The following is a 17,732-nucleotide window of genomic DNA, read 5'->3' as shown; positions in this document are numbered from 1 at the left end:
GCAGCGCCTCGCAGGCGACTGAAAAAGCTGGATAAACGCGTGATGCCAACGTAGCTTCGTCGGGTCTGATACTTGCCTGACATTCCAATTAAAACAGGGGACTTTCATGAACATGTCTGCAATCCGCCGCACCTTTCTGTTGTCTGCCTTCAGCCTGGTGCTGGGCACCGGTCTGGTCAGCCAGGCTATCGCTGGCGATCAACTGGCAACGATCAAAAAGAACGGCACCCTAAACGTCGGCCTGGAAGGCACTTATCCCCCGTTCAGCTTCGTGGGTGAAGACGGCAAACTGACTGGCTTCGAAGTGGAGTTCTCTGAAGCACTGGCCAAGGAACTGGGCGTCAAGGTCAAGCTGCAAGCCACACCGTGGGCTGGCATTCTGGCCGCGCTGGAGTCCAAGCGTCTGGATGTCGTGATCAACCAGGTGACCATCTCCGACGAGCGTAAGAAAAAGTACGACTTCTCCGAACCCTACACCGTGTCGGGCATTCAAGCGCTGGTGCAGACCAAAGACGTCGGTGTGATCAAAACGGCTGCCGACCTGAAAGGCAAGAAAGTCGGTGTCGGCCTCGGCACCAACTACGAAGAGTGGCTGAAAGCCAACGTGCCTGATGCCATCGTCAAAACCTACGACGATGATCCAACCAAATATCAGGACCTGCGTGTCGGCCGTATCGACGCCATCCTCGTCGACCGCCTCGCTGCCCTGGAACTGGTCGCCAAGACCAAGGACAAGCTGGCCGTTTCCGGCGAAGCGTTCTCCCGTCAGGAATCCGGTGTCGCACTGCGCAAGGGCGAGCCTGAACTTCTCGACGCGATCAACAAAGCCATCGACAAGCTGCGCGCCGACGGCACCCTCGCCAAGCTGTCGGACAAGTACTTCAAGGCTGACGTGACCAAATGATTCCAGAGAGCCTTCAGCTCGCGCTGGACTCCGCGCCTTTTCTGCTCAAGGGCGCGTACTACACGGTGGGCTTGAGCCTGGGGTCGATGTTTTTCGGATTGGTGCTGGGCTTCGGCCTGGCACTGATGCGTTTGTCGAAGATCTGGGTCATCAGTGCCGTCGCCAGGGTTTACGTGTCGTTCTTCCGGGGTACGCCGCTTCTCGTCCAGCTGTTCATGATCTATTACGGCCTGCCGGACCTGGGGATTGAACTGGATGCGATCACCGCAGCGCTGATCGGCCTGTCACTGAACATGGCCGCGTATGCCTGCGAAATCCTTCGGGCCGCGATCGCTTCGGTGGACCGAGGGCAATGGGAAGCTGCCGCGAGCATCGGCATGACGCGCGCCCAGACCATGCGCCGCGCCATCCTGCCGCAAGCTGCACGCACCGCGTTGCCGCCACTGGGCAACAGCTTTATTTCGCTGGTCAAGGACACGGCGATGGCCGCCACCATTCAGGTGCCGGAAGTGTTCCGCCAGGCCCAGCTGATCTCCTCGCGAACGCTGGAGATTTTCACCATGTATTTCACCGTTGCGGTGATCTACTGGGTGCTGTGCAGCATCCTGGCGCATTTTCAAAATCGCCTGGAAGCACGGGCCAACCGCCACGATGTGGAGTCCTGAGGCATGATCACGGTTGAAAAACTGACCAAGCAATTCAAGGGCAACGAAGTGCTCAAGGGCATTGACCTGAAGGTCGAGCCGGGCGAAGTGGTGGCCATCATCGGCCCTAGCGGGTCGGGTAAAACCACGCTGCTGCGCTGCCTGAACCTGCTGGAAGTACCCACGAGCGGCAGCATTGTCGTGGGCGACATCAAAGTCGATTTGAGTCGCCCGTTGAGCCAGCAGCAGGGTCTGATCCGGCAGCTGCGTCAGCACGTCGGGTTCGTCTTCCAGAACTTCAATCTGTTCCCACATCGCACCGCGCTGGAAAACGTCATCGAAGGCCCGACAGTGGTCAAGAAGATGCCGCGTGAGCAAGCCATCGAGCTGGGCCGCGCATTGCTGGCCAAAGTAGGCCTCGCGGGCAAAGAGGACGCTTATCCGCGTCGTCTGTCCGGCGGCCAACAACAGCGCGTGGCGATTGCGCGGGCGCTGGCCATGGAGCCGGAAGTCATTCTGTTCGATGAACCAACGTCGGCGCTTGATCCCGAGCTGGTGGGCGAGGTGCTGAATACGATTCACGCCCTGGCCCTGGAGAAACGCACGATGGTGATCGTGACCCACGAGATGAGCTTCGCGCGGGACGTCGCCGACCGGGTGATCTTCATCGACAAGGGCGTCATCGTGGAACAGGGTGAGGCGAAAGAGCTGTTTGCCCATCCCAAAGAAGAACGCACAAGGCAGTTTCTTGAGCGAAGCAGGAATTAGTCCGACACGTTATGTGTTCAAAACGGCGCCAACAGGCGCCGTTTTCTTTGTCGTTCATATTTAGAAAAGCGTTGATCCACTAAAAGTCCTACTGTTTCGGCGCCGGCTAACCGTAATCAATCTATCTATTTTTTCTATACGAACAGCACTCACTCTCCTCGTTTGCCCGCAACGTTGATTGACTATTTCTCCGTCCACAAATAACTGGCGCTGACATTTTTCATCCGCTTGCTGGCTGTGGGATGCAGCGCGCCCGGCCGCTCAGGTAGGACCACAGTCGCAACTCCCTCCCATAAGCAACGCCCGAGTGTAGGAATCTTCTGCATTTGCATTACACAGACTTTAAAAACTTAAATGCCGTTGACACAAACACCGCAACACAATTAGCTGAAATCGCTCCCTGCTTATTTTCTTTCCAAAACAGCAACTCACTAATTGCCACCATTTGTAATGTTTGCCATGCCTGCGCATCCCGGCGTGTACTAGTGCCAGTCGTTTCCACGTTGCAGTTGCGATGAATTAATCACCTGAGCTGCCTTGAACCAGGCACACATTCGAAGAGTATTAAAAGATGATCCATACCCCTGTAATGACTCAGTCTTTCAAGTTGATGGCCCCGTATCTTCCGCAGTCGAACAAGCACGGGATTGGCGCCCTGGCGGCGGCCGATCTGCGCGTACACATTGACCCCTGGCCAGAGATGGACTGCGGCGACTTGATCGAATTGTTTTGGGGAGGCTGTTATGCCGCGTCAAAACTTTTATCGGAGTCCGACATCGGTCATACATCCGTCCTACATGTACCCGAAAGTTTTCTTCGAAGTGGGAAAGTGAAAACCTACTATCGCGTTACCAAAATTGGCAGCGAACCCATTAAGTCTCCTGGCGCCAAGCTGTGGGTCAAACTGGAGACTCCCGGCGGTCAATTGGTCAGCGGCGACGGTGATGAGAATCAGGGACTGGCGCCGGTGACGTTCGCCGAGTCGGTCATGCAGGACGGTTTGACCGAGCGCCACTTCGAAGAGGGCGTTCAACTCACCCTCGACGCTTATCCCAACATGGATGCCTACGATGAAATCACCTTGCGCTGGGGCGACATGCGTCTGGATTTGCCAGCGCTGAGCCAGGACGACATCGGCCTGCCCATCGTTGTTGACGTACCGGCGGAGTTGGTGCGCGAGGCCGGCGATGATCCCCATCTGGAGGTGAGCTACTGCGTCATCGACCGTGTCGGCAACAACTCCCGCTGGGCCCCGGCGCGGCTGATCAAGGTATCGACCGACGTGACCAACGAGGCCGAAGCTTGATATCGGCGCTGTCCAGGATGCTGTCGCGGCGCACCATCAGCGCGCTGCGACACATCTGCAGCACGCCGTCTGGCGTCCTGCAACCGTGAACGACGCCACAGATCAGCCACGGAGAAGAAACCTCCCACATCATCTGCAACAGCGTCCTACAGCCTCCCCCCTCGCCACGGGAAAAAGGGCTGCTAGCCTGCGGTGAAACCCTTCACGAGGCGTTCGCCATGCCCTGCAGACATATCGTCAAGTACATGATTCTGGCGCTGGCCTTCGGTTCATGCCTGACCTACACGCAAGCCACGGCGCTGGCGACGGCAGCCGCCATTTCGCCTTCTATGCTTATTCCTAAATGTGAGTTTATTTAATTTTTATACACGCTTAGGGTATATGCACCGGACCACCGGACCATCGTCAATTTTCTCGCCGCCACCGCGGTATTGATTCGAGGTTCGAATGGTCAAGCACAACGACCCCAGTGCTCGCGCTCGTGAAGGTCACCACCATGACTGATCTGAACGCCCTTTCTGTCCAGCACACCCTGGACGTGGCTCCCCCGCTGCTCCCTGCCAACGTACTGCACAACGACGCCGACGCCATTGCTGCGGCCCATGAACTGGCCGCCGCCGTACGCACCCATGCCGCCACGCGAGACCGCGAGCGGCAACTGCCTTGGTCCGAAATAGAGCTGTTTACCCGAAGTGGCCTGGGCAGCATCTCGGTCCCGCGCGCGTATGGCGGACCGCAAGTGTCATTCGTGACCGTTGCCGAGGTCTTCGCCATCCTGTCAGCAGCCGACCCTGCCGTGGGCCAGATTCCGCAAAACAACTTTGGCATTCTCAATTCGTTGATCGGCAGCGCCACCGAGGCGCAGAAACAAACCCTCTTCGCCAGCATTCTCGGCGGCGCACGCATCGGCAATGGCGGCCCCGAGCGCGGGACCAAAAACACCCTCGACGTGAGAACGCGACTGACCGCAGACGGTGATCATTTTTTGCTCAACGGCCGCAAGTTCTACTCGACCGGTGCGCTGTTCGCCCACTGGGTGGCGGTCAAAGCCATCAATGACGACGGCAAACAGGTGCTGGTGTTCGTGCCACGCGGGACGCCCGGGCTGCACATCATCGACGACTGGTCCGGCTTCGGTCAGCGCACCACCGCGAGCGGCAGCGTGCTGCTGGAAAACGTGCGTGTGAGTGGCGAACTCGTCGTTGATAACTGGAAGCTGGCCCTGGCGCCGAACATTCAGGGCGCGATCTCGCAGCTGATTCAGGCGGCCATCGATGCAGGCATTGCCCGGGAAGCCATCGACGAAAGTATTCGTTTTGTGCGCGAGCGCTCGCGGCCTTGGATCGACGCCCATGTCGAGCGTGCCAGCGACGATCCGTATGTGATCGCCGACATCGGCAAACTGAAGCTCGAACTGCACGCCGCCGAGGCGCTGTTGCGCAAGGCTGGCCGCGTGCTGGATGAAATTGCCGCCGAACCCATCGATGAACAGTCGGCGGCTCGGGCGTCCATCGTGGTCGCCGAAGCCAAGGTGCTGACCACGCAGATCGCCCTGCTCGCCAGTGAAAAACTGTTCGAGCTTTCGGGCAGCCGCGCGACGCTGGCCGAATTCAATCTTGATCGTCACTGGCGCAACGCGCGGGTTCACACCCTCCACGACCCGGTGCGCTGGAAGGTCCACGCCGTCGGCGCCTGGCACCTGAACGGCGCCCTGCCTGCCCGTCACTCCTGGATATAACCAGACCACTGGAAGCACACCTATGAGCCTTCAAACCTTGCCGCGTGACACGCAGGCGACCGCCGTGACCGCGATCATTCGTGACGACGCCGAGGCGCTGCGCATCGCCCGCACGCTGGCGGAAGATTTCAAACAGCAGAGCGCCGCGCGTGATCGCGAACGTCGCCTGCCATATCAGGAACTGGAAGCGTTTTCCCGCTCGGGCCTGTGGGGCATCAGCGTACCCAAGGCGTTTGGCGGCGCTGGCGTGTCCAATGTCACCCTGGCCGAAGTCATTCGGATCATCTCCGCCGCCGACGCTTCTCTGGGGCAGATTCCACAGAACCACTTTTACGCGCTGGAAGTTTTGCGGGTGAATGGCAGCCCGGCGCAGCAGGCGCGACTGTACGCCGAGGTCCTCGCCGGTCAGCGCTTCGGCAACGCGCTGGCCGAACTGGGCACCAAAACCGCTCACGACCGCACCACCCGCCTGAGCCGCGACAGCAATGGCGACGGCTGGCGCATCAACGGCCGCAAGTTCTACGCCACCGGCGCCCTTTACGCACACCGCATACCGACCTCGGTGGTCGATGACAATGGCGTGCAGCAGTTGGCATTCGTGCCGGCGAACGCCCCGGGGCTGAGCGTGATCGACGACTGGAGTGGTTTCGGTCAGCGCACCACGGGCAGCGGCTCGGTGGTGTTGGATAACGTGTATGTCGAGCCCGATGACGTGGTGCCGTTCCAAACCGCCTTCGAGCGCCCGACCACCGTCGGCCCGCTGGCGCAGATCCTTCATACCGCCATCGACACCGGCATCGCCCGCGCCGCGTTTGAAGACGCGCTGCATTTCGTACGCACGCGCACTCGGCCGTGGATCGACTCCGGCATCGAAAAAGCCGTCGATGACCCGCTGACGCTGCACAGCTTCGGCAAACTCGGCATTCGTCTGCACGCCGCCGAAGCCTTGCTCGAACGTTCGGGCGAATTCCTGGATCGGGCCCAGGCCGAGACCACACCCGAAAATCTGGCCCAGGTATCGATTGCGGTCGCAGAAGCGCGGGCGATCAGCACCGAAATCGCTTTAGAAGCCGGCAGCACCTTGTTCGAACTCGCCGGTTCCCAGGCCACGCTGGCGGAGCACGGCCTTGACCGGCACTGGCGCAACGCGCGGGTTCACACGCTGCACGACCCGGTGCGCTGGAAGTATCACGCCATCGGCAACTACTACCTCAATGACGTCAACCCGCCACGTCGGGGGACGATCTGATGAGCAAGAAAAAGATCCTGCTCAATGCGTTCAACATGAACTGCATCGGCCACATCAATCACGGCTTCTGGACGCACCCCCGGGACACGTCGACCCAGTACAAGACCCTGGAATACTGGACAGATCTGGCCCAGTTGCTGGAGCGCGGGCTGTTTGACGGCTTGTTCATCGCGGACATCGTCGGGGTCTATGACGTTTATCAGAAGTCCGTGGACGTGACGCTGAAGGAATCGATCCAGTTACCGGTAAATGACCCGTTGCTGCTGGTATCGGCCATGGCCGCCGTCACCAAAAACCTCGGCTTCGGCCTGACTGCCAACCTCACCTACGAGGCGCCCTATCTGTTCGCCCGGCGCATGTCGACGCTGGATCACCTGACGCGCGGACGCGTGGGCTGGAACATCGTCACCGGGTATCTGGACAGCGCCGCGCGCGCGATGGGCCTGACCGAGCAAATCGAACACGACCGCCGCTACGACCAGGCCGACGAATACCTGGAGGTTTTGTACAAGCTGTGGGAAGGCAGTTGGGAGGACGACGCGGTGATCGAGGACCGTCAGGCACGCATCTACGCCCAACCAGAAAAGGTCCATTACGTGCGGCACAGCGGCGAGTTCTATCAGGTGGAGGGTTATCACCTCTGCGAGCCGTCGCCCCAGCGCACGCCGGTGTTGTTTCAAGCCGGCAGTTCCGAGCGCGGTTTGCAGTTCGCCGGCAGCAACGCCGAGTGCGTGTTTATCAGCGGGCAGAACAAACCCGCGACCCGCGAGCAGGTCGACAAGGTCCGCGCCAGTGCCGTGGCCGCCGGGCGCAATCCTGATGACGTCAAAGTATTCATGGGCCTCAACGTCATCGTCGGCGCCACCGAAGAAGCAGCGCGGGCCAAGCATGCGGAGTACCGGTCTTACGCCAGCGCCGAAGCGGGACTTGCGCATTTTGCTGCGTCCACCGGCATCGACTTCGCCGAATACGAGCTGGACGAGCCGATCCAGCACGTGAAAGGCAATGCCATTCAGTCAGCCACGAAGATCCTCAAGAACAACGACTGGACGCGCCAGAAGTTGCTCGATCAACACGCCTTGGGCGGCCGTTACCTCACGCTGATCGGCTCGCCCGAGCAGGTCGCCGACGAACTGGAATCGTGGATCGCCGAAACCGGTCTGGACGGCTTCAACCTCACCCGCATCGTCACCCCGGAGAGCTACGAGGATTTTATCGACCTAGTCATCCCTGAGCTGCAACGACGGGGCTCATACAAGACCGCGTACGAGCACGGCACCTTGCGCGAGAAGTTGTTTGAAGGCGACGCGCGACTGCCGGAACGGCACGCGGGGGCGAGCTATAGAACGCGCCCCTAAAGGTTTCTCCATCGCTCACACATTCAAACCAGACCACTGACCCGGATTACCCGCCATGACCAAAACCCTCCTCACCCTCGCGCTGTCCCTGGGCCTGTTTACCGGGATCACCCACGCCGCCGATCAACCGCTCAAAGTCGGCACCACGGCGGCGTTCGCCATTCCCCTGGAAGCAGCCGTCGCCGAAGCCGAGAAGCAGGGCCTGAAGGTCGAGCTGGTGGAATTCACCGACTGGATCGCGCCCAACGTGAGCCTCAACGCTGGCGACATCGACGTGAATTATTTCCAGCACATTCCGTTTCTGGAGAACGCCAAGGCCGCGTCCGGCTTCGATCTGGTGCCGTACGCGCCGGGCATCATCAACAACGTCGGGTTGTATTCGAAGCACTACAAAAGCTTCGATGAGCTGCCGACCGGCGCCACCGTCGCAATCGCCAACGATCCCATCAACAGCGGTCGCGGCCTGCAACTGCTGGCCAAGGCCGGTTTGATCACATTGAAACCGGGCGTGGGCTACAAGGCCACCGAAGACGACATCACCGCCAACCCGAAGAAGATAAAGCTGATCCAGGTCGAAGCCGTGCAGCTGGTGCGCGCCTATGACGATGCCGATCTGGTGCAGGGCTACCCGGCCTACATTCGTTTGTCGAAGACCTTCGATGCCGGCTCGGCGATTCTGTTCGACGGCCTCGACCATCCGGAATACGTGATTCAGTTCGTCATCAAGCCGGACCACAAGGATGACCCGCGTCTGGCCAGGTTCATCGACATCTACCAACACTCACCGGTCGTGCGCGCCTCGCTGGACAAGGTCAATGGCTCGCTGTATCAGGTCGGCTGGAAGAACTGATCATGACTGCATCCGCGCAACGCGCTTTACCTCTTGAGGCTGCTGCACCGCATGCCGCCGAGCAAGCCGAACTGCATCCGCAGAAGCAACACGCCCATGTGCGCTTCATCAATCTGGGCAAGGTCTATCAAGGTCCGCAAGGGCCGGTGCCGGCACTTCAGGGCATTGATCTGGATATCCAGCGCGGTGAGGTGTTCGGCATCATCGGCCGCAGCGGCGCAGGCAAATCGTCGCTGATCCGCACCATCAATCGTCTGGAAAAACCCAGCAGCGGGCGCGTGCTGATCGATCAGGTGGACATCGGTGAGTTCAACGAAGACGAGCTGGTGGAGCTGCGCCGACGCATCGGCATGATCTTTCAGCATTTCAATCTGATGTCCGCCAAAACCGTGTGGCAGAACGTCGAGCTGCCGCTGAAAGTGGCGGGCGTGCCGAAGGCGCAGCGTCAGCGCAAAGTCGCCGAGCTGCTGGCGTTGGTGGGGCTGGAAGGCAAGCACGAGGCGTATCCGGCGCAGTTGTCGGGCGGGCAGAAGCAGCGCGTCGGCATTGCCCGGGCGTTGGTGCATGATCCGGCAATTCTGCTGTGCGACGAAGCCACTTCCGCGCTGGACCCTGAAACCACTCAGTCGATTCTCGGCCTGCTGCGCGAGATCAATCAGCGCCTGGGGCTGACGATCATTTTGATCACCCACGAGATGGCGGTGATCCGGGAAATCTGTGATCGCGTGGTGGTGTTGGAAAAAGGTGAAGTCGTCGAGCAAGGCCCGGTCTGGCAGGTGTTCGGCAACCCTCAGCATGAGGTGGGCAAAACGCTGCTGGCGCCACTGCAACACCCGCTGCCGGAGGATGTGCAAGCGCGTCTGCAGCCGCATCCTTCCGAGTATCACGCCAGCGTGGTGCTGGATCTGCAATTCACGGGTAGCGACAGCAAAGAGCCTGACCTGTCAGCGTTGTTCAATGCCTTTGGCGGGCGCGTGAGCCTGCTGCATGGCGGCGTCGAACGCATTCAGGGGCGCGTCCTCGGGCATCTGCTGCTGGCGGTGAGTCATTCGCCACTGTCGGTTGAAGAACTGCTGATTCGCGCCCGCAAACAGGCGCAACACGCGGAGGTACTGGGTTATGTGGCTTGATCGTCTGTGGCAGGGCGTCATCGACACCTTTCTGATGGTCGGCGTGTCGTCGCTGATCGCGTTGATGCTGGGCATTCCGCTGGCCGTGATTCTGGTCACCAGCGGCAAGGGCGGCATCTTTGAAGCACCCAATGTGAACCGGGTGCTGGGCGCGTTCGTGAATATTTTCCGTTCGGTGCCGTTCCTGATTCTCATGGTGGCGCTGATCCCGTTCACGCGGCTGATCGTCGGCACGACCTACGGCGTGTGGGCGGCGGTGGTGCCGCTGACCATCGCATCGACGCCGTTCTTTGCGCGCATTGCGGAAGTCAGCCTGCGGGAGGTGGACCACGGCTTAATCGAAGCGGCACAGGCGATGGGTTGCCGTCGCTGGCACATCGTCTGGCACGTGCTGCTGCCCGAAGCTCTGCCGGGCATCGTTGGGGGATTTACCATCACGATTGTGACGATGATCAATTCATCGGCCATGGCGGGCGCGATTGGCGCCGGTGGATTGGGCGACATCGCGTATCGCTACGGTTATCAGCGGTTTGATACGCAGGTGATGCTCACCGTGATCGTGTTGCTGGTGATATTAGTGGCAGTGATTCAGCTGGGTGGGGACCGATTGGCGTTGCGTTTGAACAAGCGCTGATCAGAAGAAGCCTTGCCTGTAGGACCGGCTTTAGCCGGGAAAGCGGCAGGTGCCACACTGCAAAATAGATGGCGCTGCCACGGGCCCCTTCCCGGCTGAAGCCGGTCCCACTATCGGCATGCGTTCATTCAGTAGGACTGGCTTTAGCCGGGAAGGCGTCGGGTGTCACACTGCAAAATTGATGGCGCTGACACGGGCCTCTTCCCGGCTGAAGCCGGTCCCACTATCGGCATGCGTTCATTCAGTAGGACTGGCTTTAGCCGGGAAAGCGTCAGGGGCCACACTGCAAAATTGATGGCGCTGCCACGGGCCTCTTCCCGGCTGAAGCCGGTCCTACTGACTGACCGCATGCACTTAGTAGGACAGGCTTTAGCCGGGAAGGCGTCGGGTGTCACACTGCAAAATTGATGGCGCTGACACGGGCCTCTTCCCGGCTGAAGCCGGTCCTACTGACTGACCGCATGCACTTAGTAGGACCGGCTTTAGCCGGGAAAGCGTCAGGCGGCGCACTGCAAAATTGATGGCGCTGACACGGGCCTCTTCCCGCCTGAAGCCGGTCCTACTGACTGACCGCATGCACTTAGTAGGACCGGCTTTAGCCGGGAAAGCGTCAGGCGGCGCACTGCAAAATTGATGGCGCTGACACGGGCCTCTTCCCGCCTGAAGCCGGTCCTACTAACGGCATGCGGTCCCGACAGGAGATCGCAACTCGCGAGCGGGGTATATTGGCGGCCTTATTCGCCCAGACACTCGCCCCATGAAACTCGACTCAGAAGACCTCGCTCAGATCACGGCCACTACCCTCGGCAATTATAACGAGGTCGCCGAGGGCTTTCGCGAAGGGACCCGCGACCATGATGTGAGCCAGAACATCGATGCGCTGCTGCGCAATATCACTGGCACGGCGCCGTTTCAGATTCTCGATTTTGGCTGCGGGCCAGGCCGTGATCTGCAGACATTCGCCGCTATGGGCCACATCGCCACTGGCCTGGACGGCTCTGACCGCTTCGCCGAGATGGCCCGTGTCGACAGCGGCTGCGAAGTGCTTCACCAAAACTTCCTTGAGCTGAAGCTCCCTACTGAACGTTTCGACGGCATCTTCGCCAATGCCTCGCTGTTCCACGTGCCGCGTCAGGAATTGCCTCGGGTGCTGCGTGAATTGCACGCCGCGTTGAAGCCCGGCGGCGTGCTGTTCAGCTCCAATCCCCGAGGCGACAATCAGGAAGGCTGGAAAGGCGAGCGCTATGGCGCGTTCCATGATCTGGCGTCATGGACCGTACTGCTGACCGAAGCCGGGTTCATCGAGGTCGAGCACTACTACCGACCGCCGGGATTGCCGAGGGAGCAGCAGCCGTGGCTGGCGAGTGTCTGGCGCAAGGCTTGAGGGGGTTTCAGGCTTTTCACGCAGCAAAAGATTCGTCACCCACAAGGCGAGCCGGAACAGATTCCGGCTCGCCTTTATTTTATCGAGCAGGCGTCGGCTTTTCGTCCGCGCCGCCTTGATCGCGCTCATTCTCCGCGCTCTTTTCCTGCTTCTCCCGCTCGGCATTGCGGCGGTCTTCGTCACTCGGCTCTTTGATCTTGTACCAGGCCACATACAGCGCCGGCAGGAACAGCAACGTCAGCAGGGTCGCGATGATGATCCCGCCGATCATCGCGTAGGCCATCGGTCCCCAGAACACTTCGCGGGCGATGGGGATCATGCCCAGGCTCGCTGCCGCTGCGGTGAGCAGGATCGGCCGACGGCGGTGCTCGGTCGCTTCCGCCACCGCATCCCACGGCAGATAACCGGCCACTTCGTATTCGTGGATCTGCGTCACCAGAATCACCGAGTTACGGATGATGATGCCGATCAGTGCCAGAATGCCGAGGATCGCCACAAAGCCCATGGGCGTTCCGGTCGGCACCAGCGCCAGTACCACGCCGATCAACCCTAACGGCGCGACACTGGCGACGATGAACATCTTCTGCACGCTGTGCAGCTGGATCATCAGGAAGGTCGCCATCAGGAAGATCATCAACGGCACGACCTTGGCGATCGGCCCTTGGGCCTTGCCGCTCTCCTCCACCGTGCCGCCCGTGGCAACCTTGAAGCCCACCGGCAAACCGGCGGCGAACTTGTCGATCTCGGGCTTGAGCTCCTTGACCAGATCCGTCGGCTGCATGTCGTCGCTCACGGCGGCCTTGAGCGTGATCGTCGGTTTGCGATCGCGACGCCACACCAGCGGCTGTTCCAGTTCATAGCGCACGTTGGCGAATGCCAGCAGCGGAATTGACGTGCCCTGGGGCGTGACGATCTGCAGGTTCTGCAGGGTTTCCGGCGATCCGCGCTCGGAATCCACCGCGCGACCGACGACGTTGATCAGGTAAATGTCGTCGCGCACCTGGGTCACCGCCGAGCCCGTGACGATGCTGTTCATCAGCTGTGCAACGTCCTCGGACGACAAGCCCAGTTGCCGCGCCTTGTCCTGATTGATGTCGATGCGCAGGACTTTGCCGGGCTCGTTCCAGTCGTAAATCATCTCGCCGATGTGCTGGTTTTTGTCCAACAGCGTGGCGAGTTCGATGGCGTGCTGGCGCACTTCATCAATGTTCTCGCCGCTGACCCGGTACTGAATCGGGCGCCCTACCGGCGGGCCCATTTCCAGCGCCTGAACATAGGTGCCGATGCCGACGAAGTCATCACGCAGGCGTTTTTGCAAGCGCTCGGTCAACGCGCCGCGCTCTTCCAGCCCTTTGCTGACGATCACCAACTGCGCGTAGTACGGGTTTTCCAGCTGCTGATCCAGTGGCAGGTAGAAACGCACCGCGCCTTCGCCGATGTAGGTGCTCCAGCTAACGATATCCGGATCGTCCTTGAGGGTCGCTTCAAGCTTGTCCACCGCGCGGCGCGTCTCGTTGATCGACGCGTTCTGCGGCAGGTTGAGGTCGACCAGAATCTCCGGCCTGTCCGATGACGGGAAGAACTGGTTCTGGACGAAACGCATGCAGAACAGCGACGTAGCGAACAGCAAAATCGTGATGATAATGGTCAGCCAGCGATGACGCATGGCCCAGAACATCGAGCCGTTGAAGGCCCGTGCGATGCGTCCGGGCTTGGCGTTCTCGTCGTGCTTTTTCACGTTCTCGCTGAGGATGTGCACGCCGATCACTGGGGCGAACAGCACGGCGACGACCCAGGAAACCAGCATGGCGACGGCAATCACCGCAAACAGGGTGAAAGTGTATTCACCCGCCGAGCTGGCGTTCAGGCCGATCGGCACGAAACCCGCGACCGTCACCAGCGTACCGGTGAGCATCGGGAACGCCGTCGAGGTGTAGGCGTAGGTCGCGGCTTGGGCTTTGGTGTCACCTTTTTCAAGGCGCGACACCATCATCTCTACCGTAATCATGGCGTCATCGACCAGCAGGCCGAGGGCGATGATCAGGGCGCCCAGGGAAATACGCTGCATGGTGATGCCGCTGTATTCCATGAACACGAAGACCATCGCCAGCACCAGCGGGATCGAGCAGGCAACCACCAGACCCGCACGCATGCCGAGGCTGATGAAGCTGACGATCAACACGATCACCACCGCCTCGAACAGCGCGCTGGTGAAGCCGCCGACGGCTTTCTCGACCACCTGCGCCTGATCGGAAACCACATGCACGCCGACGCCGATCGGTAGTTCGGCGGTCGCGGCGGTCATGCGCTCGTGCAACTGCTTGCCGAACGCCTGCACGTTGCCGCCCTTCTTCATGGCGATGGCCAGGCCGATAGCAGGCTTGCCGTCGAAGCGGAACAGCGGCTTGGGCGGATCAACGTAGCCGCGGGTGATTTCGGCGATGTCGCTCAAGCGATAAAAGCGATCGTTAAGGCGCAGATTGACGTTTTCGAGGTCTTTCTCCGACGCGAACTGGCCGGAGGTGCGTACGGAAATTCGTTCTGGACCGGCCTCGATGACGCCGGCGGGCGTCACGGTGTTTTGTGATTGCAGGCTCTGCACCACCTGACGCTGATCAAGCCCCAGGGCCGCCAGCTTGCGGGTGGAGAAGTTCAGATACAGCACTTCGTCCTGCTCGCCGATCATTTCGACTTTGCCCAGGCCCGGCACGTCGCGGATCTGGACGCGCACTTGCTCCACGTAGTCGCGCAACTGGCGCAGGGTCAGGCCATCGGAGGTGAACGCGTAGATCGAGCCGTAGACGTCGCCGAACTCATCGTTGAACGCCGGGCCTTGGATACCTTGGGGGAATTGCCCGCGAATGTCGTCGATCTTCTTGCGAACCTGATACCAGATCTCAGGAATGGCCTCGGCGCTGGTGGTGTCGCGCAGGTAAACGAGAACAGTGGACTCGCCCGGTCGGGTGTAGCTTTTTACATAGTCGAGGGAGTCGAGCTCTTCGAGCTTTTTCTCGATGCGGTCGGTGACCTGCTCCAGGGTTTCATCCACGGTCGCGCCCGGCCAGCGGGTTTGTATGACCATGGTCTTGATGGTGAACGAAGGGTCTTCTTCGCGGCCCAGGTTCATGTAGGAAAACACGCCCATCAGCAGGCCGACGAACATCAGGTACCAGACGAACGACTGATGCTTGATCGCCCAATCGGAGAGGTTGAACGTCCCTTTCATCGCGGGCTTTCCTTATCGACTTTGATTTTCTGCCCCGGCTTGAGGCTGTTGACCCCGGCGGTTACAACGCGATCACCGTTGTTGACGCCACCGGCCAGTACCACTGAATCATCACTGCGGCTGAGGACCGTGACGACGCGTGGGGAAACCGTCTGATTCTGCATATCGATGACCCAGATCTGCGTCTTGCCATCGATCTCCTGCAAGGACGTGGCGGGCAGTTCGATGCGCGGTTTGATCGCCGAGCTGAGGGTCACGCTGATCGCTGTGCCCAAACGGAAGGCCGCCGGCGTATCCGCCAGGGTCAACCGTGCGCGACGGGTGCGCGTGGTGCTTTCGGCCTGGGGCTCGAGTTCTCGCACCGTCGCGGTGGTGTTGATCTCCGGCTCCAGTTGGCTGGCGACTGTGAACACGACATCGCTGGGCAGTTGATCGCCCAGTTGCGCCGGCAGGTCAATCACCGCCTCTTTGATGTCCGGGCGCGCCAGTGTCACCACCTGCTCACCTGCGCTGACCACCTGCCCGGCTTCAACCTTCCATTCAGTGACGACGGCATCGTGATCGGCACGCAGCTCGCTGTAGCTCAGCTGATCCTTGGCCTGCTGCATCGCAGCCTTGGACTGATCGTAGGAAGACTGCGTGGTTTTCAGGTCGGTGACCGCGACATCCAGCGCGGCCTGGGCGCCGACGCCACGATCGAACAATTCTTGCTGCCGACGGGCGTTGGCCTGGGCGTTGATCAGCTGGGCTTCGACCCGGGCCAGATCGCCCTGGGTCGAGCGCACCTGATTCTGTTGGTCCGTTGGATCAAGCACGGCGAGCATGTCGCCCTTCTTCACCTGTGCGCCTACATCGACACTGCGCTGGGCTATGCGACCCGAGACGCGGAAGCCCAACGTGCTTTCATAGCGCGCAGCAATGTTGCCGGCGAAACGACCAAGGCTTTCCTGCGCCTGGGGCTTCACCTCGATGAACAGCACCGGCCGAATCGGCTCCGGCGGCGGCTCTTCCTTGCTGCAGGCGCTCAACAGCAGACCGGTCAGCACGATTCCCGACAGGCGCTTCATTGCCGGGCTCCCGTCGGTTGCTTCGCGGCCTCGGGGTGCACGTCGGCGAGTTCGACCTGCATATCGGGGTGCAATAACTGGTTACCGGAAACAACCACTTTTTCACCGTTTTTCAGACCGTCGACAATGATCACTTTACCTGTGAGGTAGCGCCCAACGGTGACGCCGCGCAAGCTGACCTTGTTGTCGCCATCAACCACCCAAACGGCAGGCTTGCCGAGTTGATCGCCCAGGCCTTTTGTCAACGCCGACCATGGCAGCTCGACGCTGGTCTTGGCCGGTACGGCCAGGGCTGCACTGACCACCGAACCCAGGTCCATGCCCGGCGGCAGTGAGCTGAGTGCGATTTTCACTTGCAGCGTGCCCGTCTGCGCTGAAACGGCCGGGGTGACTTCGCGGACTTTACCGACGGCCTTGACCTTGGGGTTGTCCAGCAACGTGACTTCGACCGGCTGGTCGGTGGGCGGGTTGACGAACAGCGATTCGTAAACGTCGAACACGGCGTCACGCTCGCCATCGCGGGCCAGGCTGAAGATCGGCGCCGTTGGTTGCACGACTTGGCCTACCTCAGCCTGCCGCGCGGTAATGATGCCAGGCGCATCGGCGATCAATGCGGTGTAACTCAGTTGCTCGCGGGCGTTGGCCAGTTGCGCCTGGGCGGCTTTGAGCGCGCTCTGACTGCCGCGCAACTGCGCCTGGGCCGAGTCGTATTCACTGCGGCTGGTGTAGCCCTTGGGCAGAAGCTTTTCCTGACGCACGAAGGCGGCGGAAGTCTGTTTCACCCGCGCCTGCTCGGCAGCAACAGCGGCGATGGCGGATTCGACGTTGGTTTGCAGGTCTTTGGGGTCGAGTTTGGCCAGCACTTGCCTGGCCGACACCCGAGCGCCGACATCGACCGTCCGCTGAATGATCTTGCCGCCCACCCGGAACGAAAGCTGCGTCTGCACGCGCGCCTGCACGTCCCCGGTGAGCGCGACCGCAGCGGCGTATTCACTGGTTTTGACTTCCTGGATCTGGACCCGGGGCAACACCGGTTCCTGGGGTTTTTCCTTCTCACAGCCGGCGAGAACGGCCAGGCACAGACCGATGGAGAGAACAGTCAGACGACCACGAAAAAGAGAGGGTTGGGCGGGCATGCAAGCTCCTTGTGCCAATGCCGTTGCGACACCGCGCTGCCGGACGCCGTTGCGATGTGCTAATGCGACTGTGAGCGTAGATCAGGGTTCCTTGGCGGTACTGAACTCTGCCGGAATCTACAGCGCACGCTAATCTACGCTAGAGCGCGCCGGTCCGCGATGGGGGGGGTGGTCTGTGACATCGATGTTGGCGGACATACAGCGTTCGCGGGCAAGGTGGAGCACCACCCCGGTCACTCCCACAGGTTCATGCCGCGCCAAACATCTGCGCCGGACGCAAATCCCGCTGTAGGCGCGTGGCTTGTCCCGCGATCGGCCGGGAACCGGTCGTGGAATCG

Annotated in this window: 14 protein-coding genes; 11 read left to right on the top strand and 3 right to left on the bottom strand. The window is 60.7% G+C overall.

The genetic code is table 11. The features are described from left to right. Positions 1-106: 106 nt before the first annotated feature. From tcyJ to OKW98_RS02760, 11 genes are all read left to right on the top strand, one after another. A complete protein-coding gene (gene tcyJ / locus OKW98_RS02810) occupies positions 107-904 on the top strand; it encodes a cystine ABC transporter substrate-binding protein (RefSeq protein WP_265387887.1) in 798 nt (265 codons plus the stop codon). Then, the gene (gene tcyL, locus OKW98_RS02805) at positions 901-1,569 is read left to right on the top strand and encodes a cystine ABC transporter permease (RefSeq protein WP_074890131.1); all 669 of its coding nucleotides are present in this window, start codon (positions 901-903) and stop codon (positions 1,567-1,569) included. The genes tcyJ and tcyL overlap by 4 nt, the downstream gene beginning before the upstream one ends. A 3-nt stretch (positions 1,570-1,572) precedes the next feature. Continuing rightward, positions 1,573-2,316 carry an L-cystine ABC transporter ATP-binding protein TcyN gene (tcyN, locus tag OKW98_RS02800; protein WP_265387886.1) on the top strand — a complete coding sequence of 248 codons (744 nt, stop codon included), beginning with the start codon at positions 1,573-1,575 and terminating at the stop codon, positions 2,314-2,316. Between the two features lie 571 nt (positions 2,317-2,887). Further along, positions 2,888-3,622, top strand: a complete 735-nt coding sequence (locus OKW98_RS02795) for a hypothetical protein (protein ID WP_265387885.1) — start codon at positions 2,888-2,890, stop codon at positions 3,620-3,622. A 496-nt stretch (positions 3,623-4,118) separates the two neighbouring features. Beyond that, the gene (locus tag OKW98_RS02790) at positions 4,119-5,360 is read left to right on the top strand and encodes an SfnB family sulfur acquisition oxidoreductase (protein ID WP_265387884.1); all 1,242 of its coding nucleotides are present in this window, start codon (positions 4,119-4,121) and stop codon (positions 5,358-5,360) included. 37 nt (positions 5,361-5,397) lie between these two features. After that, the gene (locus OKW98_RS02785; protein WP_265389633.1) at positions 5,398-6,609 is read left to right on the top strand and encodes an SfnB family sulfur acquisition oxidoreductase; all 1,212 of its coding nucleotides are present in this window, start codon (positions 5,398-5,400) and stop codon (positions 6,607-6,609) included. After that, the gene (locus tag OKW98_RS02780; protein ID WP_265387883.1) at positions 6,609-7,967 is read left to right on the top strand and encodes an LLM class flavin-dependent oxidoreductase; all 1,359 of its coding nucleotides are present in this window, start codon (positions 6,609-6,611) and stop codon (positions 7,965-7,967) included. The genes OKW98_RS02785 and OKW98_RS02780 overlap by 1 nt, the downstream gene beginning before the upstream one ends. 55 nt (positions 7,968-8,022) lie before the next feature. After that, positions 8,023-8,817: a MetQ/NlpA family ABC transporter substrate-binding protein gene (locus tag OKW98_RS02775; RefSeq protein WP_265387882.1), complete on the top strand. Its 795-nt coding sequence runs from the start codon at positions 8,023-8,025 to the stop codon at positions 8,815-8,817. Positions 8,818-8,819: 2 nt separating this feature from the next. Beyond that, on the top strand, positions 8,820-9,947 hold the full coding sequence (locus OKW98_RS02770; protein WP_265387881.1) for a methionine ABC transporter ATP-binding protein: 1,128 nt from the start codon (positions 8,820-8,822) through the stop codon (positions 9,945-9,947). Continuing rightward, the gene (locus OKW98_RS02765) at positions 9,937-10,581 is read left to right on the top strand and encodes a methionine ABC transporter permease (protein WP_265387880.1); all 645 of its coding nucleotides are present in this window, start codon (positions 9,937-9,939) and stop codon (positions 10,579-10,581) included. The genes OKW98_RS02770 and OKW98_RS02765 overlap by 11 nt, the downstream gene beginning before the upstream one ends. 757 nt (positions 10,582-11,338) lie before the next feature. Further along, on the top strand, positions 11,339-11,965 hold the full coding sequence (locus OKW98_RS02760) for a class I SAM-dependent methyltransferase (protein WP_265387879.1): 627 nt from the start codon (positions 11,339-11,341) through the stop codon (positions 11,963-11,965). Positions 11,966-12,044: 79 nt separating this feature from the next. On the opposite strand, the gene OKW98_RS02755 is transcribed toward OKW98_RS02760, so the two are convergent. From OKW98_RS02755 to OKW98_RS02745, 3 genes are read right to left on the bottom strand one after another with little or no spacing between them, the layout of a single operon-like run. Continuing rightward, positions 12,045-15,191 (bottom strand): efflux RND transporter permease subunit, encoded by a 3,147-nt coding sequence (locus OKW98_RS02755; protein WP_265387878.1) that lies wholly within the window; start codon positions 15,189-15,191, stop codon positions 12,045-12,047. After that, on the bottom strand, positions 15,188-16,258 hold the full coding sequence (locus tag OKW98_RS02750; protein WP_265387877.1) for an efflux RND transporter periplasmic adaptor subunit: 1,071 nt from the start codon (positions 16,256-16,258) through the stop codon (positions 15,188-15,190). The genes OKW98_RS02755 and OKW98_RS02750 overlap by 4 nt, the downstream gene beginning before the upstream one ends. Next, the gene (locus OKW98_RS02745; RefSeq protein WP_265387876.1) at positions 16,255-17,394 is read right to left on the bottom strand and encodes an efflux RND transporter periplasmic adaptor subunit; all 1,140 of its coding nucleotides are present in this window, start codon (positions 17,392-17,394) and stop codon (positions 16,255-16,257) included. The genes OKW98_RS02750 and OKW98_RS02745 overlap by 4 nt, the downstream gene beginning before the upstream one ends. Positions 17,395-17,732 lie beyond the last annotated feature (338 nt).

It is taken from the genome of Pseudomonas sp. KU26590, from assembly GCF_026153515.1.
Lineage (GTDB): Bacteria > Pseudomonadota > Gammaproteobacteria > Pseudomonadales > Pseudomonadaceae > Aquipseudomonas.
This window is presented reverse-complemented; position numbering and strand designations above follow the sequence as displayed.